Here is a 22650-nt window from a genome sequence, read left to right as displayed (position 1 = left end):
CGCTCGGTGAGCTGACGCCGCTGTAGCGCCGGTATTGGAATCTGCCTGCGTTTTTCCCTCGTTATCCTGCGCTTTCTCCTCGATGCTTGCCTCGACCAGAGCACCTGCACGAGCAGAAAACCTAGATGAGGGATCGCAGTACATGAGGATGAGGAAGCTTGCCGTGGTCGCGGCGCTGGTGACCGTGGCGACGGGAGTCGCCGCCGGCACTTCCGCCGCCGGACCGCAAACCGACGAGGACCCGATCAACTTCACCGCGCACGCGACGGACACGGCGTCGATCATCACGATCGACTCGGGCTCGCTGGTGGTCGAGGACGACGCGCTGAAGATCAAGGCCGCCGACGGCACCACCGTCGCGGGCACCGCGCTGAAGTTCCGCCTCGACGACTTCGAGTTGCCGATCGCCGCGGACATCGCGGGCCACACCGCGACGCTGACCCCGCAGCTCGACCCCGCGCGGGCCGTGTACAAGCCGGTCGCGCTGCCGTATGAGGACAAGGCGCCGTGGAAGACCGAGTACGACCGTGAGCAGGCCGCTTGGAGCCGGCTCACCAGCACCATCTCGATGGGCGCCACCATCGGCACCCTCGTCGGCGGCCTGGGCGGCGCGGCCGTCGGCTGCGTGCTCGGCGGCGCGCTGGGTGGCACGATCGTCGGCGGCACCATCGTCGGCCTGTTCGGTCCGTTCGTCGGCGGCATCATCGCGGGCTGCCTCGGCGGCGCGGCCGCCATCGGCGCGCTCGGTGTGGTCGCGGGTCAGATCTTCGTGACGGCCCCCGTCGCCATCGCGGCGGCGATCCAGTACTTCACGACGATCAATCAGCCGTTCAATCCGCCGAAATAAACTCGCGGTCGCCACTGCCGCGACGAAGCCCCGCCCGGACTCCTCTCGCCCGGGCGGGGCTTTTCGTGCGTCACAACCGCGAAGGCCTGACCTGCGGAAACACTGTGTGTGACAACACAGCGACGGATTGAGGCTTGGTGAGTCGCGGTCGGCGGTGTTAATTTCATTTACATGTCCGCCGGCCGATCGACCGCCCCGCGGGTCACCTATGTGACCGCCGCGCTGGGCCTGCGATTGCCGCTGACTCGCGAATTGTGTTGCCCCTCTTGCCGCAGCTGAGCCGGTTCACCCGCCGGTTTGCTGCCTAGTCGCCCATATAGGCACGTCCCGCCAGCCGCGGGACCTCGGCAAGGAATTCGCACCATGTCTTTACCTACCCTCGAACGATCCGCCAGCCGGGTCGCCGGTGGCCGCGCCCGCGTCCAGCGACCGGTGATCGCCCCGGAACTGCGCATCGCCGACAACCCGGCGGCGGCGGTCCTGCGCTCCGCGACCGCCGGCCCGGTCTCGCGTGACAACGCCGCGCGCACAACGGGTTTGAGCATCGCGACGGTCAACCGCCAGGTGTCCGCCCTGCTTGCCGCCGGGTTGCTGCGCGAGCGGCCGGACCTGACGGCGTCGGGTGCGGTCGGCCGACCGCGGGTGCCCTTCGAGATCGACCACGAGGCGTATCTGACCCTCGGCATCCACATCGGCGCCGCGGTCACCAAGATCGTCGCGGCGGATCTGCGCGGCCGGATTCTCGGCGGCCTGGCCATCGCTACTCCGCAGACCGGTCAGGAGTTCGCCACCACGACCGTCGCGCGCAGCGCCAAGGCGTTCCTGCAGCGGTGGCATCGGCGCAGGCCGCTCTGGGCCGGCGTCGCCATCGGCGGCCGGGTCGATCCGCTCACCGGCGTGGTCGACCATCCCAAGCTGGAGTGGCAGGGCGCGCAGATCGGCGCCGTGCTCGGTGAGGTGCTCGAGCTGCCCGTGTCGGTGGCGCCGCACGTCGAGGCGATGGCCGCCGCCGAGTTGCTGCTGCCCACCGTCGAGGCGCGGGACGCGGCGAACGGGCGCGTCACCGGGCCGGAGCGCGGCAGCAGCCTGTACTTCTACGTTCGCGAAACCGCCGGCGTCGCAGTCACTTTGGATGGCCGGGTGCACACGCCGAGCAACGGACCCGGCTCGATAGCGCACCTGCCCACCGGCTCCGATGTCGAATGCACCTGCGGCAGGCGTGGTTGCCTCGAGGTGACCGTCGGCGATCGCTCGCTGCACTCGCGGGCCGTCGGGCGCGGAATCATCCCCGCGCACAACGGAACCGCCGGCTCGACCATCCTCGACCTGTACCGCGCGGCCGAGTCCGGCTCGGCGCCGGCCCGCGAGCTGCTCGCCGAGCGCGCGACGATCCTCGGCCACACCGTGGCCATGGTCCGCGACATGCTCAACCCCGACCGCGTGATCCTCGGCGGCCAGGCCTTCACCGGCTACCGCCCCGCCGTGACGCATGTGGCTCGCGCGTTCAACCAGGGCTCCACCCTGCCGCCCACGGACATCCGGATCAGCGGATTCGGCGGCAAGGTACAGGAGTTCGCGGCGGTGGTCACCTCGCTGAGCGTGCTGTACGCGGACCCGCTGGCCGCCATCCGCCGGACCACGGTGAGCGACTGAGCATCAGCTCAGCAGCTGCTCGGCGGTGCCGCCGAGCACCAGCTCACGCACCTCGGCCGAGCTGGTCGCGCGTTCGACGGTGATCCGGGCGGTGACGGGGTCGCCGTAGGGTGCGTCGGAGCCGAAGAGCGTGCGCCGGGGAATCTCGGCGATGGCTAGGCGGACTGCGAAAACAATACTGGCGGTGGACAATTCGAGGAACATACTCGGTGTGTCGCGCACCAGCTCGATGGCGTCTATCCAGTGCGCCCCGCCGAGTTGGGACACCACCAGTGGCACCCTCGGATAGCGGCGCGCCAGGTCGGCGAGGGTGCGCAGGTCGTCGGCGGTGGTGGGCGCCGCGCCGTGCACGACCACGGGCAGTCCGTCGTGGTCGGTGGCGGCGCGTAATACCGGCTCCAGCAGCGCCGCACGATCCGGCGGCGGGGTCAGCTCGCCGATACCGCGCAGCCCCCGGCCGACCACGTCGCGGTCGACGAGCTCGGCGACGTCGGGTGTGCCGAGCGGCACCGAGCCGAAGCCGAGGAAACGGTCCGGGTACGCGGTGAGCGCGGCATCCAGTTCGCGCCAGGCTGTTTCGCGGCCCGCGTCACCGCCGGCGAGCGCCCGGTGCAGCAGAGCCATCTCCTCGCGCAGCGCGGTGAGGTCGCGGGCACGTTCGGGGTGCGGCCGGGACATGAACAGCACGGCCTTGTCGACACCGGCCTCGTCGAGCAGCGCGATGTGGTCCTCGACCGGGTCGTGCACGTGGCTGTGCGCGTCGATGATCAACGGTCCTCCTCGGAATCGGGTTGCGCCACCGAGTGTTGAACCCTGACACCATGGGAAGGTCAAATCGTGCTGATCGGTGAGCTGGCGGACCGTACCGGCGTCAGCGAACGGCTGCTGCGGTATTACGAGCGCGCGGGCCTGCTCTCGGCCGAACGCCGCGGCAACGGCTACCGCGAATACGACGACGAGGCCGTACAGCGGGTCGCGCGGATCCGTGCGCTGCTCGCGGTAGGTCTGCCCACCCGGGTGATCGGGCAGTTGCTGCCCTGTACGCGCGCGGACGGTGCGTTGCGCGCGTGCCCGGGGGTCTTGCCGGCTTTACGGGACCGGTTGGCTGAATTGGACCGTCGCGCAGCGGATCTGGCTACCGCGCGCACGCTTCTCCGGGATGCCATCGCGCACACCGAGCACCACGGTGCGCATAGCTGAGACCATGCTGCGGCGGGATACGGTCACGCTTACCTCGGCTGTTGTGAATGACGTCGGAGGCGTACGGCCGGGCCGTCACGACGGCCAGGCTGCGATCTCCGCGAGGGCGAGGCGTGCGATTTGACGTGCGCGGAGTCGAACGTCTTACCGGTGCGGGTCGCCTGCGGTCGCGAACAGGCCCTCCAGCGCCGTGATGAAGAACGGGAAGTGCCCCGCGAAGCGTTGCAGGTTGCGGTCGCGTTCGAAGCCGCCGAACCAGTAGAGGCCGGGTTGGGAGTCGGCGGAGGGGTTCAGGTCGCGGAAGGCGCGGATCCAGTTGTCGGCGCGGCCGCCGATCACCATGAACGGCAGGGCACGGGAGAAGACCGTCTCCTGATCGATCGGCGGAACCTGTTCGCGCCGTGTCGATTCCAGGCCGCGCTGCAGCGCGCGGATCTGCCCGGTCAGTTCGAGGCCGTGCGGGGTACGCACGGGCAGGTACTTCGGCAGCAGCACGGTGGCGACACCGGCGAGCGCGATCGCGACGCCGACCAGCGCGTGGCCCGAGGTGAGCGCCAGGGCGATCGTGGCGGCGATGCCCGCGACGATCAACGCGCCGCCCAACCACAGCGTCAGGCCCGGCCGGCGGGGATCGGCGAAGGTGCCGCGGGTGACGGCGTCGGCGACGAGCGCGCTCCGCACGGGTTCGGACTGCACCCGGCCCGGCGCGCGCAACTCGGCCACGGTGGCGGCCTCGGCGCCGTCGGGTAGCAGCGCCTGATAGACGGCCTTCTCGTAGTCGCGCAGCTGATCGTCCGGGGCGTTGACCTTGGTGATCCGCCAATCGGTCTCGCTGATCGGGGTGATCCAGAGGTAGCGGCGCACGGCCAGGTCCACGACCGTGGCGGCGATATCCACCGGGTCGACGTGCTCGTCGAGCAGCAGGCCCGCCTCGCCGGGTAGCACGCCGTCGGGCGAGGTGAACTGCACCCGCTCGCCGTCGCGCACGAGCGGGTCGATCGTCTCGGAACCCGTTGCGGCGGCGCCGTTCCGGCGACGCGCGCGCAGCACGAAGGCGACCATGCCCGCCAGCGCGAGCAGCAGCACGCCGAAGGCGACGAGCACCGGAGCGGTCAGGGCGAACGGCCCGGCGGCGCCGGTGTCGCGCACATCCGCGTTGCTCGGCACGCTGCCCGGCGGCAGTTGCAGGGTGAGGTCGATGGCCTCGCCCTTCTTCAGATCGGTCTGCTCCAGGTGCAGCACGCCGTCGACCTCGGTCTTCACATCGGCGCACGGCCTCGTGCTGCCGGGCGCGCCGAGTTTGCAGTCCACGATGCCCATTTCGAAGCTCGGGCTGATCAAAGTGGCGCTGATCGAGGCGATATCGGTGCCCATCACGCCGAGCCAGTTGAACACCTGGCTGCCGGGCGCGTCGTTGACGAGGTTGTGCACCGAGTAGGTGAACGTCGACTCGCCCGGTTTCGCCTCGATGGTGAATTGGTCGTTCGCCACCGTCGCGGTGCCGGCGCCCTTGGTGTCGACGTCGGTGACCTTGAAGTAGCGCTCGGCGTCGTCGCTCACCTTGAGCCGCAGCGGCAGCGACATGCGGAAGGAGCCGTCCGCGGGCACGTCGACCTGCTCGACCACCTCGAGCACGCCCTCGCGGCTGAGCTTCAAATCGGCGATGATGGTGACACCGCTCGGGGCGGGTTGGGTGGGGGTGACCGGCGCGGGCTGGGTGTGCGCGATCGGGGCGCTCGCGAGCAATCCCACGGTGGCGAGCAGCAGCGCGCCTACGGCGCCCCCCCGAAAAGTCAGCATGGCTGCCTACTTTAGACAGCTTGCTATTCTGCGTCATCGGCTGTCGGTGATCATTGAGACGAGGGGGTACGGGGGCGTGACACAACCACCGTACGGATATGGGCCGGTTCCGCCTGGTGGGCGACCGGTTCCGCCCCCGCCCGGGTATGGGCCGCCGCCGGGATACGGGCAGCAGCCCGGTCAGGGGCAGCAGCCCGGCTATGGACAGCAACCGGGGTACGGTCCGCAGCCCGGTTACGGCCAACAGCCCGGCTATGGACAGCAGCCCGGCCACGGTCAACAGCCTGGCTATGGTCAACAGCCCGGCTATGGACAGCAGCCCGGCTACGGCCAACAACCCGGCTACGGTCAGCAACCGAGATACGCTCAGCCGCCTAACTATTCGCCGCCCGGCTACGGTCCTCCGCCCGGTCACCGCGCGCCGCCGCCGATGCCCTACGGTCCGCCCGGACGCCCGCCGCACGCACCGCGCCGCAGGTCCGGTGGGGGCGGCGCGTGGATCGCCGTGCTCGTCGTCGTGGTCTTCCTGGTCGCGGGCGGCCTTGTGCGCAATGCCATTTCGACCGGCAAGCACGACAACGACGCGTCCGGCCCGGCGTCCAGCCTCACCTTCGCCCCCGACGGCGCGACGGGCCCGGCCGAGACCGGCGCCAATCCGCTGCTCGCCGACCCGAACGCGACGCTCATCCCGTCGCGCTGCGCGTACTCCCCGTGGGGCACCCAGGTCGATGCCGCACGCAAATTCTTCGAGTCCGCCGCGGGCTGCCTCGAGGCGGCGTGGAAACCGGTGCTGCAGAAGGCGAATCTGCCGTTCACCGCGCCCGCGCTCAACGTCAGCGCCACCACCACCGGCATCACCACCCCGTGCACCGGCTCGACCAGCAACTTCGCCGCCTTTTACTGCCCGGCGAACAAGACCATCTACATGCCGATCAGCCAGTTGCAGACCGACTTCTTCAAGGACAACTGGGTCGTCTATCTGTCGGTCTTCGCTCACGAGTACGGCCACCACGTGCAGGCTATGTCCGGCATCCTGCGCAAAGCCAACAGCGACCGCGCCGACGCGGGGCCGCGCAGCACCCGCGGGCTCGAGCTCTCCCGCCGGGTCGAGTTGCAGGCCAACTGCTTCGACGGCATGTACCTCAGCTCGTCGTCCGGCGGCGGGTCGCTGACCAACTCCCAGCTCAACCTCGCCCGCAAGGACGCCTACGGCCGCGGTGACCAGGCCGGCGACATGCGTGACCACGGCACCTCCGAGAACGGCGGCCAGTGGTTCGAGACGGGCTTGGACAAAAACCGTGCCGCCCAATGCAATACGTTCACCGCGCCGGCCGGATCGGTGAGTTAGGCGCGGGTCCGCAGTCGTTGCGCGCGAGCCTGTCTCACGCGGGCCGAGGGCCGCGCGCGTCTTCGGCGTACGGCGGATCGGGGCGGCGGGCATACGTGTACTCCGGTGCCACGGTGATCACATCGCACACCTGCACCAGTTCGCCGGGCACGTCGCCGCCGAAATGCGCTGTGCTGGGCACGATCACCACTTCCGAGGACAGCCGCCGCGCCACCTTCGCCAATCGCTCGACGGGATCGTCGGTCTCCGCACTGAACACCACCGTCTTGGCCAGGTCGTAACCGAATCGCTGCGCCAGACTCCGGATCAGCACCTCATCCCATTGTTGCCGAGCCCCGGAAACATCGCGCCGCAGATATCCGACCGCCGCTGGACGTCGCCTCATCAGACCACTCCCTTCCGAGACCACCATCCCGGCAACCGCGGTCCGCGACAACGCCCGACCGCTGCCCGAAACCCGCCACTGCACCGGCCTCCGGCCCGCTCGCGCTCCGGCGCTACCCCTGCTTGGCCGCCGCCTTGGCCTGTTTCTTGAATTCCCTTACCTGCGCGAGGGATTCGGCGTCGGTCACGTCGGCCACGGAGCGGCGCGAACCTTCGTCGCCGTAGGACCCGGCCGCCTCCCGCCAGCCCGCGGGCTGCACCCCGCGTTGCTTACCGAGCAGCGAGAGGAAGATCTTGGCCTTCTGTTCGCCGAAGCCGGGCAGGGCCTTCAGTCGGCGCAGCACCTCTTTCCCGTCCGGCTTGTCCTGCTTCCACAGGTTCTCGGTCTTCCCGTCGTAGTTCTCGATGATGTAGCGGGCCAGTTCCTGGGCGCGGCGCGCCATCGAGCGGCCGTACCGGTGAATGGCGGGCGGGGTGGCGCAGAGGTCCTCGAATTCCTGCGGGTCGGCCTCGGCGATGCGGTGGATATCGAACCCGCCCATCCGGTCGGCGATCTTCTTCGGGCCGCGGAAGGCCTGCTCCATCGGGTACTGCTGGTCGAGCAGCATGCCGAGCAGGGTGGCGAAGTGGTCCTCGGTCAGTAGCTCGTCGGCCTCGACGTCTTGCGCCAGGCAAAGCTTGCGACTCATCGCCATTCCTTCCCACCGTGACAAACCTGCTCGGACGAACACGATCATCTCACTTGTCAACCCGGAGTAAAGCCGTCCCGACCATCCCGCCTTCCCCGCAGGACCCCCGCGAGCGCCGTTGATCACGAACGTGCGGTTCGTGACGGGGCTCACAGACCTGCTGTGCGGGGGTGTGCGGCCGCGCGTAGGCTCCTGCGCATGCCTCAGCAGACGGCAGTACCTACATCGGCACCCCACGAGGTGGCCACGGCTAGGGATGGAAACGGGCCCATGGACACCTACACTTTGCGCCCCGATCGCTTCGATCGAGCAGGCCAGGATCAACTCGTAGACGTTCGCGATCTACAGGCCGCACTGCCCGGTATCCGCAGGTTGCGGGACTGGGCGCACGACGCGCTCGCGCTGCGACCCGGCGAACGCGCGCTCGACATCGGCTCCGGCACCGGCACGGAGGTGATGGCCTTCGCCGACGCGGTCGGACCGCAGGGATCGGCGGTGGGCGTGGAGCCGGATCCGAACCTGCTCGCCTCCGCGGAACGCCGTGCCGCGCAGACCGGTTCGACGGCCAAGTTCCACTCCGGCGACGCCTACGGCCTGCCGTTCGGCGCGAACAGTTTCGACGCCGCGCTGTGCGAGCGGGTGTTCCAGCATCTGACCGCGCCCGCGCGCGCCGCCAACGAGATCGCGCGCGTGCTGCGCCCCGGCGGCCGCGTCGTGGTGGTGGACAGCGACTGGGGCACGGCGATCGTGCACCCCGGCGAGCGTCAGGTGGTCCGCGAGGTGATCGACACGCTGATCTCCGCGACCACGAACCCCTTCTCCGGCCGCAGGCTGCCCGGCCAATTGACCAAGGCGGGCTTGGTGATCGACGACATCGGCTCGCACGCGCTCGTGCAGGACCGCACCGTCGGCGTCGGCTCCCTGGTGACCCGCATCTCGGCGATGGCGGTGGCGCGCGGCGTGATCACCGAGGAGCAGCGCGCACGGCTGGTCGACGATATCGAGGCGGGCGCGGCCAGCGGCGACATCCACCTGTCGGTGACCATGTTCGCCGTGCTGGCGCACAAGCCGGACTGACCTACGGCGGGCGCGTACCTCGGTGCGCGCCCGCCGCTTTCGGCTACTTGCCGAGCAGTTTCTCGGTGGCCGCCAGCAGTACACAGGTGGCCAGGCCGTCCATCGCCTTCTCCAGCTCCGGCAGCTTCGGGAAGCTGGGCGCGATCCGAATGTTCTTGTCCTCCGGGTCATTCCGGTAGGGGAACGCCGAACCGGCGGCGGTGAGCGCGATGCCCGCGTCCTTCGCCAGCGCGATCACCCGCCCCGCGGTACCCTCCAGGACGTCCAGGCTGATGAAGTAGCCGCCCTTCGGCTCGGTCCAGGACGCGATCTTCGACGCGCCCAGCCGGTCCTCCAGAATCCGCAGCACCAGAGCGAATTTCGGCTCCAGGATGGCGCGGTGCTTCTGCATGTGCGCGCGCACGCCGTCGGCGTCCTTGAAGAAGCGCAGGTGGCGCAGCTGGTTGATTTTGTCCGGGCCGATGCTCTTCTTGCCTGCGTGCCCGAGGTACCAGTCGAGGTTCGCGGTGGAGCCACCGAGGAAGCTCACGCCCGCGCCGGCGAAGGTGATCTTCGAGGTGGACGCGAAAACCAAGGGGCGGTTGGGGTTTCCGGCCGCGGCGGCGAGGCCGAGCACGTCGTACACCGGAGCGGTGGTGTCGGTCAGCGGGTGGACGGCGTAGGCGTTGTCCCAGATCAGGCGGAAGTCCGGCGCGGCCGTTGGCATCGAAACCAGTTCCCGCACAACATCTTCGGAGTAGTTGACGCCGGTCGGGTTGGCGTAGTTCGGCACCACCCACATGCCCTTGATCTGCGGGTCGTTCGCGACCAGCTCCGCGACGGCGTGCGCGTCCGGGCCGTCGTGGTGCATCGGGATCGGGATCATCTCGAAGCCGAGCACCTCGGTGATCGAGAAGTGCCGGTCGTAGCCGGGGGCCGGGCACAGGAACTTCAGCTTCTCCTCCGACGCCCACCGGCGCTCGGAGTCGTTGGTGCCGTACAACATCGCGAACGCGAGCACATCGTGCATCAGCTCGAGGCTGGCGTTGTTGCCGGCGAGCAGGTTGTCCACCGGGATGCCGAGCAGCTCGCCGAAGATCGCGCGCAGCTCAGGAAGTCCGTGCTGGCCGCCGTAGTTGCGGCAGTCGGTGCCGGTGCCGTCGCGGTAGTCGCCGTCGCCGGGCAGGGAGAGCAGGTCGAGGGACAGATCGAGTTGTTCCGGGGAGGGTTTTCCCCTCGTCAGGTCCAGCGTGAGCTTCTCGGTCTTGAGCTTCGCGTAGTTCTCGTGCTGAGTATCGTGCTCGGACACGAGTTCCTCATGGCTCATCAAACCGATCTGCGTTTGCCGGGGCATCCTGGGCAGCCTTTCGAAGCAGCGGGGACGTGGGTTGTGGCCGGACCGATGTGCGGCGGCCGGACGTTCGGCCAGCCGTACGCGTCGTGCCTCGGCGGACCATAGTTCACGTTACTCGTGCGTTGCTCGGATTTGGAGGCGATATTCGCGGCCCGGGCTCCGGCCCGTGCGCTCCCCGAAGATTAGGGGACCCCGCGCACCCGGCAGAGCCCGTTGACCCTTGCTGCCTTCCGGCCCTGGGGGAGTTCACAGGATGCGCGCCGCGCGGGATCCGTGGGCCAGTGTAGCCGCTCTCCCGCACCTCCCCCGCCCCCGGGTACCCCATCCCCTCGCAAACCCAGCCGAACTGGGACTTTCCCCGCCCACCCCCACCCGTTTGGCATCCACCCTTCCCCTACCGGTATGCTGCTCCACGGAGGATTCGCCTAGTGGCCTATGGCGCTCGCCTGGAACGCGGGTTGGGTTAACGCCCTCAGGGGTTCAAATCCCCTATCCTCCGCCACGGCAAACGCCCCTGATCAAGCCTTACAGCTGGTCAGGGGCGTTTCCTTTACATCTCATCCCCCTTGCGAACATTCTTGACTGCCGCAACGCGGTTGCGCGGCGCATTCCGGGGCAGCCGCTCGTTCCCGCGCATGAGGCGTGTCGATCCGCCTCACTCACCGAGAATCCCCGCGCCGCACCGTATTCGGGTTCCGTCGACCACTTCGATCTGATACCTTCTGACCATTATATGTTCTGGTTTTGCGCACGGATTTGAGGAACATTCCAACCAAGAACGGACTCGCAGTGACGCAATCGAGCCCTCTCCACACACCCGTCATCGTCAAGCCCGAGGATGCGGCCGACTACCTGGGCAAGATGGGTATCGCGATTCCCATCATCGATCTGGCCCTCAATGCCGGCGAGGTGACGGCCGGGAACATCACCCGCCACCACCCCGTCACCGCCGCAGGACTCACCCGATGGATCCACATCGTCGGGACCCTGCGTGAAGCACTCGCTGACACCGCCGAATGGATCGGCGACGACCCCCAGAACCGGCCCATATCGAAGCGAATCGACCGCCGGTACACGCTGTCCACCGTCTGCGGCACAGAGCCCACCGGAGTGATCGATCATCCGTCCGGCCCCATGGCGGCTCGACGAAGAGGCCCCGCCACCGCCGAGGCGGTCAACGGCATCGAGCCCCTGATCACTGTCGAAAAGCTTCGCGGTATAGCCACCGCCCACGACGTCGAGCCACCGCCGGGCAATTGGTTCTTGGTCTACCACCGAGCCGAGGACCTTGTTCGGCGCGAAGTATCCTTGCCGCTAGGCTTCGATCGCAATGCGGGACAGTTCACCGGATGGAAGGTGCGGGTCATCCTTGACTCCTGGAAACCGGAAGGCGTCACCAGGCGACCGATCGACGTCGGAGGCGAAGATGTCGACTTCCGAGTCACTGAAGTCGGGTAGGGCCTTCCTCGTCCCCGAGCGGATTCAGATAGCTCGCATGCGCCGGGGAATGACCAAAATCGAATTAGCGCACCAGCTCTCGGTTACTCCCCGGACGATTACCAAATACGAGTCAGGGCAAGCGCCGACGCGGGCCGCCCACAAACTCGGTGAAGCTTTGGATTTCCCCGCCGCGTACTTCGGACGCGGCGGGGCTCCAGTACTCGACGCATCCGAGGTGCGGTTCCGAGCGGCTCGCCGCGCCAGCGCTCGGGAACGTGACGCCGCCGTCGCAGCGGGCGTTTCCGGGGTCGAGATCGACCAGTGGATCTCTGCCCGGTTCACGCTGCCATCGATCGATCTCCCGTCGTTCGCCGGTGATACCGCTGTAGTCGCCGCGCGTCTGTTGCGAGCGGTGTGGGGGCTCGGTACGAAGCCCCTACCCAACCTCGTCCAACTCTGCGAGTCGCGCGGAGTGCGGGTTTACAGCCTGCCTCCGTTCGCGGATGCGGTTGACGCGTATTCGATTTGGCGCGGCGACGTACCCTATGTGTTTCTCGCTCGCCGCAAAACGCCCGAGCGTATCCGATTCGACCTCGCTCACGAGATAGGTCACCTCGTGCTACATGGCGGCGAATCCTGCGAGACGCCGTCGCTGGAACGCGAGGCAGACGCCTTCGCCTCGGAGTTCCTGATGCCCGCCGCCAGCATGATCGAGTACCTTCCGCCCAACCCATTGGTACAGGACGTATTGACCGCCCGAGGGCAATTCAAGGTGTCGGCGATGGCCTTGGCTTTCGCGGCACACAAAGCGGGGAGGCTGTCCGACTGGGCATATCGGCAGATGTGCATTGAACTGTCCGCGCGGGGCTTCCGCAATACGGAGCCGGGCGGTATGTCGAATTATGAGATGTCGCGGGTGTTCCCGCAGGTACTCAGTCGATCGAAATCAGCCAAAGTAAACGCCAGATTGATCGCCACAGAACTGAACCTACCGCTGAGCGATGTGCACGCCCTGACCTTCGGAACCGAGCTTCGGACCGCCCAGACCACAGAGGTCACCAGCGACACCAACCGACAACACCCCACCGGCCGACGCTTGCACGCCGTCTAGACATTCCAGCCGCGCAGGTATGTGGTGCACAAATGTGGCACCTGCCCGGCACATCCAAGGCATGGCTTCGAATGCCTCATACAGCACGCTGTGCGCGCAAAAGTGCCGGTGGTGGTTGCTTCTCGGGTTGATCACGTTCAACGTCGAAGTCATCGAAGAGTACGAAAGCAGATCGATCGGTGACTCGAGACCGAGGAGGCAGGATGTCCGAGCGGGAGCATTGGTATGTCGTTTACGAGCGTGACGTGCTCGGGGTGCCGGGGAAGCCTTGGCCGACGCGGCCGCGTTCGCGATCGTGTCACGAAGTGCAGACCGCGCCCGAGTCGTCTTCGGGGGCGAGGGAGGGGCGGCGGGGGTCGGCGTTGCGGGCGTTTCGGGCCGCTGTGGCGGCGGCGCGGCGGTAGGTGAGGGTCAACCATGCTGTCAGGGCTGCGGCGAGACCGAGGACGGCTAGGAGCAGGGTGGTGGGGGTGGCGTGGAGTTGGGTTTGGGCTAGGGACAGTAGGTAGGGGAGGGCGAAGCCCAGGTAGCTGAGGACCTGGTAGGCGGCGGTGGCGGTGCCGAGACGGTGGGCGGGTGCTACGCGTTGGACCTCAACTAGTCCGGTGAATTGGGTGACACCGTAGGCGACGCCGAGCAGGGCGCAGGCGAGCAGTACGAGGAGTGGGGTCGCGGCGACGGCTGCCCATGCGGCACAGGCGATTCCGCTGAGGACGGGGAGCATGGCGACGGTGAGCGGGCGGGTACGGCCGGGTCTGTTGATCCGTTGTGCGAGGGGTTGAGCCAGCACGCCGGTGAGGGCGGTGAGGGCGGTGGCGACGGCGCCGAACAGCACGCCGTACTCGGCGTGGGTGCGCGCGACGAGCGCGGGCAGGTAGGCGAGGGCGAGTGCGGCGGTGCCGAAAACCCATGGGGCGAAAGGCAAGAGGACGGTGCGCAGGTGTTGGCCGAGTACGGCGGTGTCCTGGTCGGCACGGTCGAGGGGGCCGGTGGCGACGCGCGCCGGGTCGGGCGCTCGGAGCAGGGCGACCGTCGCGACGCACAGCAGAAACAGGTGGGGCACATAGGCGGTGACGGCGGGGTTCGGCAGCCACTGGGCGCAGACGCCGGCGACGAGCGGTCCGGCGCCGAAACCGATCGTCATCGTGACGGTCGCGCGGCGGGGACCGGCCGACGCCCCACCGGATTCGGCCGACAGTTCCTTCAACCAGGCCGCTCCGGTGCCGAACGCGAGTCCGCTCGCCACACCGGACAGCGTGCGGCCGGGCGCCAGCCACACGGTCTCGATGCTGCCGATCATCAACAGCACGGTGGCGAGGGCGGACAGTCCGAGCGCGGCCAGCACGACGGGGCGGCGACCGATGCGGTCGGACACCCTGCCGCCGATGAGCAGCGCCGGAATCAAACCGAGCGCGTACAGCCCGAAGATCGCGTTGACCACGGCCTGCGACAGGCCGAAGCGTTGCTGATACAGCACGATCAGCGGCGCGAATTGGTTTGCGCCCCAGCCGAGCGCGGCCAGGGCCAGCCCGGGGCGCAACCATGCGGTGGTCGGCACCGCGGCCGCGGAACGGAGGTCGGTGAGAGTCATTCATCCACCATCGGCGCCGCGCGACCCGGAGACGAGTGTCCGATCCGACATGGTTAGTATACTTTCGGTCATGAGCGTAGTGGCGCTGGCCCTGTCCGACACCGTGCCGCTGTTCGAGCTGGGCGCGCCGTGCACGATCTTCGGCGCCGACCGCTCGGACATCACCGAGGCGGGCTGGTACGAGTTCCGCGTGTGCGGTCCGCCGAACGTCCGGGTCGACCAATGGTTCCGCGCGGCAACGGAGTTCGGCTACGACGAGCTGGTCACCGCCGACACCGTCGTCGTCCCGGCCTGCCACGACGCGGACATGCGTCCGCCGCGCGATCTGGTCGACGCGGTGCGCGCCGCCTACGACCGCGGCGCGCGGGTGCTGTCGATCTGCACCGGCGCCTTCGTCCTGGCGGAGGCGGGCCTGCTCGACGGGCGGCGGGCGACAACGCACTGGCTGCACACCGCGACCCTGGCGCGGCGGTATCCGCGGGTCACGGTCGACGCGAATGTGCTCTACGTCGACGAGGACCGGGTGCTCACCTCGGCGGGCAAGGCGGCGGGGATCGATCTCTGCCTGCACGTGGTCCGGCGGGACTGGGGCGCGACGGTCGCCAACGAGGTGGCCCGCAGGCTGGTCACCGCGCCGCACCGGGCGGGCGGCCAGGCGCAGTACATCGAGCCGGCGGTGCCCAAACAGTCCTACGACGAGCTGGCGCCGGCCATGGACTGGGCGCTGCGGCACCTGGACGAGCCGATCACCGTCGAGCAACTCGCGCGGCAGGCCAATCTGGGCGTGCGCACCCTGAATCGCCACTTCCGCTCCCGGGTCGGCACGAATCCCTTGAAATGGCTGCAGGATCAGCGGGTACGGAAGGCCCAGCAGCTGCTGGAGCAGACCGATCTCGGCATCGACACCGTCGCCCGGGAGGTCGGGTTCGGCACCGCGGTCGCGCTGCGGCGGCACTTCCGTCAGCGGCTCGACACCACCCCCGACGCCTACCGCCGCGCGTTCAGCGGTGCGACGCGCGAGGGTGCCCGAGGTTAGCAGCGGTCCGTTCGAGAGGTCGCGCGACGAGCGTCGACCGTCGCGAGGACACCGGCGATGGCCGCGATGACCAGTCCTATGTACAGGACGATATTGCCCGCGATGGTTCCGAGGTCGCCCGAGCGGAGGTTGTCGAGGAGGTCGCCGCCGAGTAGGCCGCCGATCATGATGAAGACGGCGACGAGGGTGGCGAGGAGCGGGGTCCAGAACCAGCGGGCACCGAGAACCACCAGGAGCCCGAAGACCGCGATCACGAGGATGCCGGGCGGGAAACCGGGAAACTTGTCCGGGTCGGCGATCCATTGGATCACCAGTCCGAGTATTCCGACACCCAATCCGTAAAGGGACAGTTTCGTATTACCGGGCAATGTCGTCAGGCTAATTCTGTTCATTGTCAATGCCTTTCGTAGCGTTCCGCGCACTCACGGAGGCGGGCGTTCGCCACCACACGGCGGCGATTCCGAAGAAGGTCGCCGCGACGAAGCTCAGCGTCTGGAGCCACGCGGCGAGGAACTCGACCGTCTGCGACGGCGTGACGAGGCGACCGGAGAAATCGGCGTCGGCGAATCCGCCGGCCAGGAAGAAGAGCGACATCACCACCGCCGCCAAGGGGATGTAGCGCCACCGGATCACCGCGACCACGGCGGCGAAGGCGAGGTAGATCAACGGCCCGGGGCCGTCGTAACCCGCAAGGAGACTGCGGGATTCGATGATCTCCGGACCGGCGTCACCGATGGCGGCGAGCACGAGAGCCGCGCACGTCGCGAGAGTGAAGAGCCGCCGTCTGCCTGCCGTTGTGGTCATAGACACACTGTCGGCGAAACGGTATGTCCGGCACATCCGTCGCGCAGCGGATCGGCGCGTACGCCGCTACACGTAGTCACCGCGAATTTCGACGGAACGCAATCGCCGGGGGGCCGAAATACGCGCGAATGCCCTTGCGAGGCTTTCGCTTACGAGCGCCGGTTCAGAACCGGTAAGCCTCGACCTCACCGAGGTAGCGCGCACGAGTGCGCTCATCGATGAACGAGGCCTCGAACGAATTACGTGCCAACGTACGCAAGTGCTCGTCGCTCAGCCCCAACGCATCCCGGACCCCGTCGAGATTCTCCTGCACATACCCACCGAAATAGGCGGGATCATCGGAGTTCACCGTGGCGACCAAGCCGAGTTCGAGCATTAGCCGCAGCGGATGGTCGGTCAGTTTGTCGATCACCCGCAGCCGCACATTGGAGAACGGGCACACGGTCAACGGAATCCGCTCCCGCACCAGCCGCTCGACCAGGGCCGGATCCTCCAGCACCCGGATCCCGTGGTCGATGCGCTCGACGCCGAGCACGTCCAGCGCCTCGGCCACGTACGACGCCGGCCCCTCCTCCCCGGCGTGCGCCACGGCCCGCAGCCCCAGCTCGCGGGCCCGTCGGTACACGGCGGCGAACTTGGCGGGCGGATGCCCGACCTCGGCCGAGTCGAGGCCGACCGCGACGATGCGATCCAGGTAAGGCTCGGCGGCACTCAGCGTCTCTAGGGCGGACTCGGCGGAGAGGTCCCGCAAGAAGCACAGAATGAGCTTGGTCGAGATGCCATACCGTCGCTCGCTGTCGCGCAGCGCCGCCCACAGACCGTCGATGACGGTCGCGAACGGCACGCCGCGAGACGTGTGCGCCTGCGGATCGAAGAAGATCTCGGCGTGCCGCACCCCGGCCGCGCTGGCGCGCACGAGATACGCCTCGGCCAGCTCGGTGAAGTCGCGCTCGGTCCGCAGCACGTCGGTGAGCCGGTAGTACAGGTCAAGGAACGATTGCAGATCCTCGAACCGGTAGGCATCGTGCAGCTCTTGTACCGACGCGAACGGCAACTCAGCGCCGTTGCGCTCGGCCAGCGCGAAGGCGAGCTCGGGTTCCAGCGTTCCCTCGATGTGCAGATGCAACTCGGCTTTCGGTACGGACATCCGGTGATCCTAGCCGTGTCGCGTGTACGCGCCGTCCTGCGCGAACCGGAAAGGCGCTGAACACAGGAAGGCCCCGATCAGCACGAAGCCGATCAGGGCCGTCCGGTATCGAATCGGCGATAGTTACGGGATCAGATCAACCGCCTCCGAGATCCGCTTCGCGACCGCGCGAACGGCATCCGCGAGCAGTCGCCCGAGCGCCGACCCGGCCACGCTGAGCAGAAAGGCTTTTCGATCGCCGTGCCGCCGGTCGGCACCCCGAGGCCGATCACTCTGCGTCGGCCGAGGCGTCTGTCCGTCGCCCGGGCTGGGTGACAATTCGGCCTTACCGGCTTCCGGATCACGGGTGTCATGGGAGACCATAGTGGTGGGCCCTCTCTGAGTCGGCCTGACCGAGGTGGGCCCGCACCGTCGCCTTCCAAGTTCCGATGCGGGTCCCACCCCCGGCGACTGCCGCGCCGGCAGCCGTACCGCTATTCAAGAGCGGGGACAAATTTCCTGTCTACTCCCCGAAGTTCCCCCGTTTCAGGCATATTCGAGACGTCCAGTGGGAGAACATTGTCCCCGGCCCGGCTCTACAATTGCCCGGCACGAGACTGATGAGGGACAACTCCACGGCCTGGAGGACTGCATGGGGGAGCACCAGCGCGTCGGTCGGCCCCTGCGGACCGATCCGGAGCAATTCCCCGCCGATCTACCCGCGACAACGCGAGAACTCAATGCCGAGCTCAACAAGCTGCTGACCGACGCGGGCCTGACCCACAAGCGGGTTGTCGAGCTGACCGACGGATTGGATCTGACGGACAAACAGCGCGCCCGCCAGATGGGCGAGACCCCCGGCGGACCCTCGCGAGAATTCTTCGACGCGATCATCGCCACCGCGGCGGACAAACTCGGTCGCCGCGTCGAGGATCTCCTCGAAATATTTCTCCCGCTGCGCGAACGAGCGCAGGCGGACATCCCGGGAGGCAAACTCCCGCAGCGCGATCCACTAGTTCCCCCGGCCCCCGATTCGACCGGACAATCCACCTCGGCTATCGGACAGGGCAGCCTGACGGACAAGACGGCTTGGCTGCTGACGCTGCTGTGTGACGGAAAGGAGGCCGACGCCGCCGAGCAACTGCACGAGGTTAGCGGTCCGGGTGACTCGCTGCTCCCCGCGGCCCTGGTCGAGGTGGGTCGCCGGCTGCCGGGTGCGGTCGCCGCCCTGCTGGACGCGGTCTGCGAACGCGAGGGCGACCAGCTCGGCGCGGAACTGTACGAGGCGATCCGAAACCTCGACGAGGAGGTGGCCGAGCGGATCGCCGCGGTCCCCTGGCGCGAGAAGCCCGACCCCCCGGAACCGGAGCACAGCATCCTGGACACCGATCCGGAGCTCCTGTTCGGGCGGCGAATAGCCGCGGTGATCCGGCGTGGCGACAGCGGGCAGGCGAGCCGGGAGGTCGTGGCGAAGATCTACGACTCGCGCGGCACGCGGGAGAGCATTCTCAGCGGACTCATCGAGATCGACGCGGACGGACCGCAACTGGTCAATATGCTGCTCTCATCGATGGCCAAGTCCCATCGCGAGCAGATGGTCCTCTGCGTCGTTCAGCTCCTGCGGGCCGCGCGGACGATCGAGGGCAAAGCCCTGCTGCGCGGTTTCGACAACGCGCTCTCGACCGAGCTGCGCGCGACGATCCTGCTGCTGCTCAGCCACACCAGCAGGCTCCCGAACACGCACGGCCCCAGCGCAGGCTTCACCGACCTCCGCGGCTTCTTGGCCGCCGCGACCCCATCGCGGCTGATCACGGCGCTGACCGAGGAGGAGATCCTCTGCGCCGAGGGTTTGGCGGCGGGTCACCTGGTGGAGGCGGTGCCCGACTTCGGCTCGATCCTCGGGCGGATGACCTCCGCCCGCTTCAACGAGACCGCGACGCTGCTGGCGCGCGCCCTGGTCGATTGGGAGACCCGTGCGGGCACACCCGGTGTGCCGGAGCGGTATTGGCCGGTGCAGAACCTGGCCGACACCATGCTGAACATGACCTCGGGCAGCCAGCTCACCGGGGCGATTCTCAAGAGCCATCCCGAAAGCGGCACGCTGCTCTTCCACGCCATGCAGTGGCTCGACCACCCGCAGTTCCCGGTGCTGCTGGAGGCGCTGGCCAACCACGTCACGATCGAGGCCCTGGCCGACACCCTCATCTCCGTCAACGAGGATCTGCGCCGGCTGCGAATCTTCGAGAAGCTGGTCACGCAGACGGCGGCGGGCGCGGAGCCGATCATCCGCAGCGTGGTCAACCATCCGATCGCCGCGACGGCGCTGTTGTCGCCGGCGCGCAAATACGCTCCGCCCCTGGCCGAACGGCTCTCCGCACTGCTCGGCGACGATCGCCGGCCGCCCTCGACCGACCACCGGAAGGTCGCGGTGCACATCGAAACGCCGCGGCCGGAGTGGTTCGAGGCGGCGGCCCAGGTTTCCGGGAGCGCCCGGTCGGACGAGACCGTGTCCGTGCCGCCGCGGCGAGAGGCCTCGCCCGTCGCGGTGTTCGGCGCCGCCGTTCCCGTCGAGCGCGCGTCCTCGCGCTTCCCGCGGGCGTACGGGCCGGGGGTGCCGAACGCCGACGCGGTCGGCAATGGTGCGGTCGGCCAGCCGGAGACCGCATCGCCCGCTGCGGGCAACTCGTCGGCCGCGCCCTCCCGGTTCCCGCGTGTTCCCGCACCGCAGACCGCGACGGCCCAGGCACCCGGGGGCGCGGGCACTGCGGAGCGGGATCCGGCCCCGCACTCGCCGTTGACTGCTTCGGCCACCGGGGTATCTCCCGCGAAAGACGTCGCCGACTCGGTCGAGCAGAGCCGATCGATCCCGCCAGCCCGAGGCGCGTAATGGCTTGCGGGACAGGAACTACCGAGGTTCAGCCGATCGTGTAGATCCAGATTCCGGGAGTCATCAGTTCGCCGGTGGCCGACCATCGGTATACCCGGCCCATACCTGTCCCTTCGTAGCCGCGCAGATAGTCGATCAGGTCGGCGCGGGTTCGGTGGCCCGCCGCGATGCCGCTCAGGGCGATGGTGGCCAGATCATAGGCCTCCACGCCGTTCCAGCCCGCGCCCTGCGTGTTCAATGTCCGGAAGTCGAAGTAGAACTTGCCGGTGACCGGCGCGCAGGTGCAGGGGATAATCGCGCCGAGGGCCGAATCTCGCGCCTGGACAGGGAAATCCGTGCTGAGAGCACCCTCGGTGGTGACGAAAGCCGCCGTGACGCCGCCCTGTTTGAGCTGCTGGACGAGCGCGGCCGCTTCGGCGGCGTAGCCGGAGTAGAGCACCGCGTCCGGCTTGGCGGCGGCGACCTTGCTCACCGCGGCACCGAAGTCCCGGTCCCCCTGTTTGACGTCCGCGCGGCAGCCGGCGTCGGCCGCCGGCCCCAGGGTGGCGACGAGGTCGTGGGCCATCCCCTTGCCGAACCCCGAGTCGTCCCGGATCACGCAGATCTTACGGAAATGCGCTGTGTCGATGAGGTATTTGCCCAGGGCACGGCGGTACACGTCGGTGGTCGCCATGCCGCGGAAGAAGCCGCGCCAGCCACGGGAGGCCTCGACCGGAATGTACCCCGGAAACAGCACGGGCAGTCCCGCATCGCTGAAAGTGCCTCCCGTGAGCTGGATCTCGGAGGACGACGGGCCGACAAGCGCGACTATCGACGGGTCGCTCACGATCTGTCGCGCGACGTCGGCCGATGTCTGCGGGAATCCGCCGGTGTCGAATTCCCGTACGGTGACCTGACATTCGGAGTTCGCCGCGTTGAACTGATCGACCGCCAGTTTCACCCCGCCGAGCAGGCCGCGCGAGCCGGTCGGGTCCTTTCCGGTGAACGGCGCGGTCGAGGCGATGGTGATCGGCGCGCAGGTGGCCTTTCCGTCACCCGCCGGGCTGACGGCCTCGTTCGGTCGCGCGACCTCCCGTCCTTCGGCGTCGATCTGCATCAATGGACGAAACGGTGCGGGACCGCCGGTGGTCCCGGGGGCGACGGCTCCGCTCCAATCGATCGGCTGCCGCGCAACGGGCACTGACCGGGGCACGCCGGTGTCCGACGTGGAATCTCTTGTTGCCCAAAGGATTCCGAACACCAGGACCAGGACGACAACCATCGCAGATACCGCGATGCCGACGCGACGTCTGGTTCCTCCGGCCTTACGTGGCGGTTGGGCGTCTCGGGGAGGCACCGTCGGCTGATCGCGTTGAGTGGGCAACGCGAACGAGTTGGCCGGCGCCAGCGCCTGTCTCGCCGCCGCCGCGAACTCGGAACAGGTCGCGAATCGGTCGTCGGGCTGTTTGGCCAGCGCCTTCGCCAGCACGTCGTCGACGCCCGGGGGCACGGCCGCCCGGAGGCTGTGCAGTCGCGGCGGCGGGTGTTGCAGGTGCCCCGCGATCATCGCGGCCGGGCTGCTCGCCGCGAACGGCGACGAGCCCGACAGCAGCCAGAACAGGCTGCACGCCAACGAGTATTGATCGGACCGGTGGTCGACGGGGACGAACGACAGCTGCTCCGGCGACGCGTACGCCAGCGTGGCCGTGAGCGCGCCGGACTCGGTCAGCTGATGGGAGTCGTCGCGCAGCCGGGCGATGCCGAAGTCGGTCAGCAGGACTCGCTCGTCCTGCCCGGCGGTCGCGCGGGCGAGCATGATGTTCGCCGGTTTCACGTCTCGGTGCAGTACACCCGAGGCGTGCGCGTAGTCCAGCGCCTTCGCCGTCTCGGCGATGATCTCCACCGCTCGCTCCGGCGAGAGGGACCGCTGGTCGATGTGGGCGGTGTCGACCCCGTCGACGTACTGCATCGAGATCCACAGCAGGCCCTCGTCGATGCCGCGGTCGTACACCGTCACGATGTTCGGGTGGTCCAGGCGGGCGACCAGATCCGCCTCCCGCTCGAACCGGGCACGAATATCGTTGTCGGCGTACAGTTCCGGATCGAGCAGCTTCAACGCGGTCAGCCGCGGTAGGCGCGGGTGCTGCGCCAGATACACCGCCCCCATGCCGCCACGGCCCAGCTGACGCTTGATCACGTATCCGGCGAAGACCTCACCAGCGCGCAGCATCGAGCCCCCTGAGACCTAGAGTCCGCCGAACCGGCCAGCGCTCGACCCAATTCACCGCGGGTAGCACCGACGAGCCGCCGTCCCCTCGGAACGATCTCGCCCGCCGAACTCATCC

General features: G+C 68.4%; 19 protein-coding genes, 1 tRNA gene and 1 other RNA gene. 10 read left to right on the top strand and 11 right to left on the bottom strand.

Annotated elements, in window-relative coordinates; translation table 11 throughout:
• The first annotated feature begins 142 nt into the window (after positions 1-142).
• Both ON39_RS01250 and ON39_RS01245 read left to right on the top strand, forming a co-directional pair.
• Positions 143-847, top strand: a complete 705-nt coding sequence (locus tag ON39_RS01250; RefSeq protein WP_040729697.1) for a DUF8020 domain-containing protein — start codon at positions 143-145, stop codon at positions 845-847.
• 363 nt (positions 848-1210) lie between these two features.
• On the top strand, positions 1211-2500 hold the full coding sequence (locus ON39_RS01245) for an ROK family transcriptional regulator (RefSeq protein WP_040729695.1): 1290 nt from the start codon (positions 1211-1213) through the stop codon (positions 2498-2500).
• 3 nt (positions 2501-2503) lie between these two features.
• On the opposite strand, the gene ON39_RS01240 is transcribed toward ON39_RS01245, so the two are convergent.
• A complete protein-coding gene (locus tag ON39_RS01240; protein WP_040729692.1) occupies positions 2504-3271 on the bottom strand; it encodes an amidohydrolase family protein in 768 nt (255 codons plus the stop codon).
• Between the two features lie 66 nt (positions 3272-3337).
• Here ON39_RS01240 and ON39_RS01235 point away from each other — a divergent pair, with 66 nt between their 5' ends.
• Positions 3338-3700, top strand: coding sequence for a MerR family transcriptional regulator (locus tag ON39_RS01235; protein WP_040729690.1), 363 nt, complete (start codon positions 3338-3340; stop codon positions 3698-3700).
• 144 nt (positions 3701-3844) lie between these two features.
• On the opposite strand, the gene ON39_RS01230 is transcribed toward ON39_RS01235, so the two are convergent.
• Entirely contained in the window at positions 3845-5500 is a 1656-nt protein-coding gene (locus ON39_RS01230) for a DUF2207 family protein (RefSeq protein WP_040729687.1), read from the bottom strand.
• A gap of 430 nt (positions 5501-5930) precedes the next feature.
• On the opposite strand from ON39_RS01230, the gene ON39_RS01225 reads away from it, so the two are divergent.
• Positions 5931-6848: a neutral zinc metallopeptidase gene (locus tag ON39_RS01225; protein WP_040729684.1), complete on the top strand. Its 918-nt coding sequence runs from the start codon at positions 5931-5933 to the stop codon at positions 6846-6848.
• Between the two features lie 34 nt (positions 6849-6882).
• Here ON39_RS01225 and ON39_RS01220 read toward each other — a convergent pair whose 3' ends face one another.
• A complete protein-coding gene (locus ON39_RS01220; RefSeq protein ID WP_040729682.1) occupies positions 6883-7233 on the bottom strand; it encodes a hypothetical protein in 351 nt (116 codons plus the stop codon).
• A gap of 112 nt (positions 7234-7345) precedes the next feature.
• The gene (locus tag ON39_RS01215; RefSeq protein WP_040729768.1) at positions 7346-7921 is read right to left on the bottom strand and encodes an HhH-GPD-type base excision DNA repair protein; all 576 of its coding nucleotides are present in this window, start codon (positions 7919-7921) and stop codon (positions 7346-7348) included.
• A gap of 270 nt (positions 7922-8191) precedes the next feature.
• Between ON39_RS01215 and ON39_RS01210 the strand changes: the two genes are divergently transcribed.
• Entirely contained in the window at positions 8192-8998 is an 807-nt protein-coding gene (locus tag ON39_RS01210; protein WP_040729681.1) for a methyltransferase domain-containing protein, read from the top strand.
• A 43-nt stretch (positions 8999-9041) separates the two neighbouring features.
• Here the strand turns inward: ON39_RS01210 and ON39_RS01205 are convergent, their stop codons facing one another.
• Entirely contained in the window at positions 9042-10331 is a 1290-nt protein-coding gene (locus ON39_RS01205; RefSeq protein ID WP_040729679.1) for an aspartate aminotransferase type Ic, read from the bottom strand.
• A 181-nt stretch (positions 10332-10512) separates the two neighbouring features.
• An RNA gene (gene ffs, locus ON39_RS46685) (signal recognition particle sRNA small type) lies at positions 10513-10607 on the bottom strand.
• Between the two features lie 138 nt (positions 10608-10745).
• On the opposite strand from ffs, the gene ON39_RS01200 reads away from it, so the two are divergent.
• The 3 genes from ON39_RS01200 (at position 10746) to ON39_RS01190 (ending at position 12882) form a co-directional block, all read left to right on the top strand.
• Positions 10746-10833, top strand: a tRNA-Ser gene (locus ON39_RS01200).
• A gap of 242 nt (positions 10834-11075) precedes the next feature.
• Positions 11076-11789, top strand: coding sequence for a hypothetical protein (locus ON39_RS49580; protein WP_040729676.1), 714 nt, complete (start codon positions 11076-11078; stop codon positions 11787-11789).
• Complete coding sequence (locus ON39_RS01190) at positions 11758-12882, top strand: helix-turn-helix domain-containing protein (RefSeq protein WP_306307536.1); 1125 nt, start codon at positions 11758-11760, stop codon at positions 12880-12882. Before ON39_RS49580 ends, ON39_RS01190 begins: the two co-directional genes overlap by 32 nt.
• Positions 12883-13180: 298 nt before the next feature.
• Here the strand turns inward: ON39_RS01190 and ON39_RS01185 are convergent, their stop codons facing one another.
• Complete coding sequence (locus ON39_RS01185) at positions 13181-14473, bottom strand: MFS transporter (protein WP_051186159.1); 1293 nt, start codon at positions 14471-14473, stop codon at positions 13181-13183.
• Between the two features lie 70 nt (positions 14474-14543).
• On the opposite strand from ON39_RS01185, the gene ON39_RS01180 reads away from it, so the two are divergent.
• The gene (locus tag ON39_RS01180) at positions 14544-15509 is read left to right on the top strand and encodes a GlxA family transcriptional regulator (protein WP_040729674.1); all 966 of its coding nucleotides are present in this window, start codon (positions 14544-14546) and stop codon (positions 15507-15509) included.
• Here ON39_RS01180 and ON39_RS01175 read toward each other — a convergent pair.
• The 3 genes from ON39_RS01175 to ON39_RS01165 all read right to left on the bottom strand — a co-directional run bounded on the left by ON39_RS01175 (position 15506) and on the right by ON39_RS01165 (position 17460).
• Positions 15506-15901 carry a hypothetical protein gene (locus ON39_RS01175; protein ID WP_040729672.1) on the bottom strand — a complete coding sequence of 132 codons (396 nt, stop codon included), beginning with the start codon at positions 15899-15901 and terminating at the stop codon, positions 15506-15508. The genes ON39_RS01180 and ON39_RS01175 overlap by 4 nt on opposite strands.
• The gene (locus tag ON39_RS01170; protein ID WP_040729670.1) at positions 15888-16313 is read right to left on the bottom strand and encodes a hypothetical protein; all 426 of its coding nucleotides are present in this window, start codon (positions 16311-16313) and stop codon (positions 15888-15890) included. Before ON39_RS01170 ends, ON39_RS01175 begins: the two co-directional genes overlap by 14 nt.
• Positions 16314-16476: 163 nt before the next feature.
• Positions 16477-17460 carry an adenosine deaminase gene (locus ON39_RS01165; RefSeq protein WP_040729667.1) on the bottom strand — a complete coding sequence of 328 codons (984 nt, stop codon included), beginning with the start codon at positions 17458-17460 and terminating at the stop codon, positions 16477-16479.
• A 631-nt stretch (positions 17461-18091) separates the two neighbouring features.
• Between ON39_RS01165 and ON39_RS01160 the strand changes: the two genes are divergently transcribed.
• Complete coding sequence (locus tag ON39_RS01160; RefSeq protein ID WP_040729664.1) at positions 18092-20326, top strand: hypothetical protein; 2235 nt, start codon at positions 18092-18094, stop codon at positions 20324-20326.
• Between the two features lie 28 nt (positions 20327-20354).
• Here the strand turns inward: ON39_RS01160 and ON39_RS51255 are convergent, their stop codons facing one another.
• Positions 20355-22535 carry a bifunctional serine/threonine-protein kinase/ABC transporter substrate-binding protein gene (locus tag ON39_RS51255; protein WP_157195394.1) on the bottom strand — a complete coding sequence of 727 codons (2181 nt, stop codon included), beginning with the start codon at positions 22533-22535 and terminating at the stop codon, positions 20355-20357.
• Positions 22536-22650: the final 115 nt, after the last annotated feature.

Origin of the sequence: Nocardia tenerifensis NBRC 101015, assembly GCF_000308715.1 — a bacterium.
Taxonomy (GTDB): Bacteria; Actinomycetota; Actinomycetes; order Mycobacteriales; family Mycobacteriaceae; genus Nocardia; species Nocardia tenerifensis.
The sequence above is the reverse complement of the archived record's forward strand: the minus strand, read 5'-3'. Positions and strand labels throughout refer to the sequence as shown.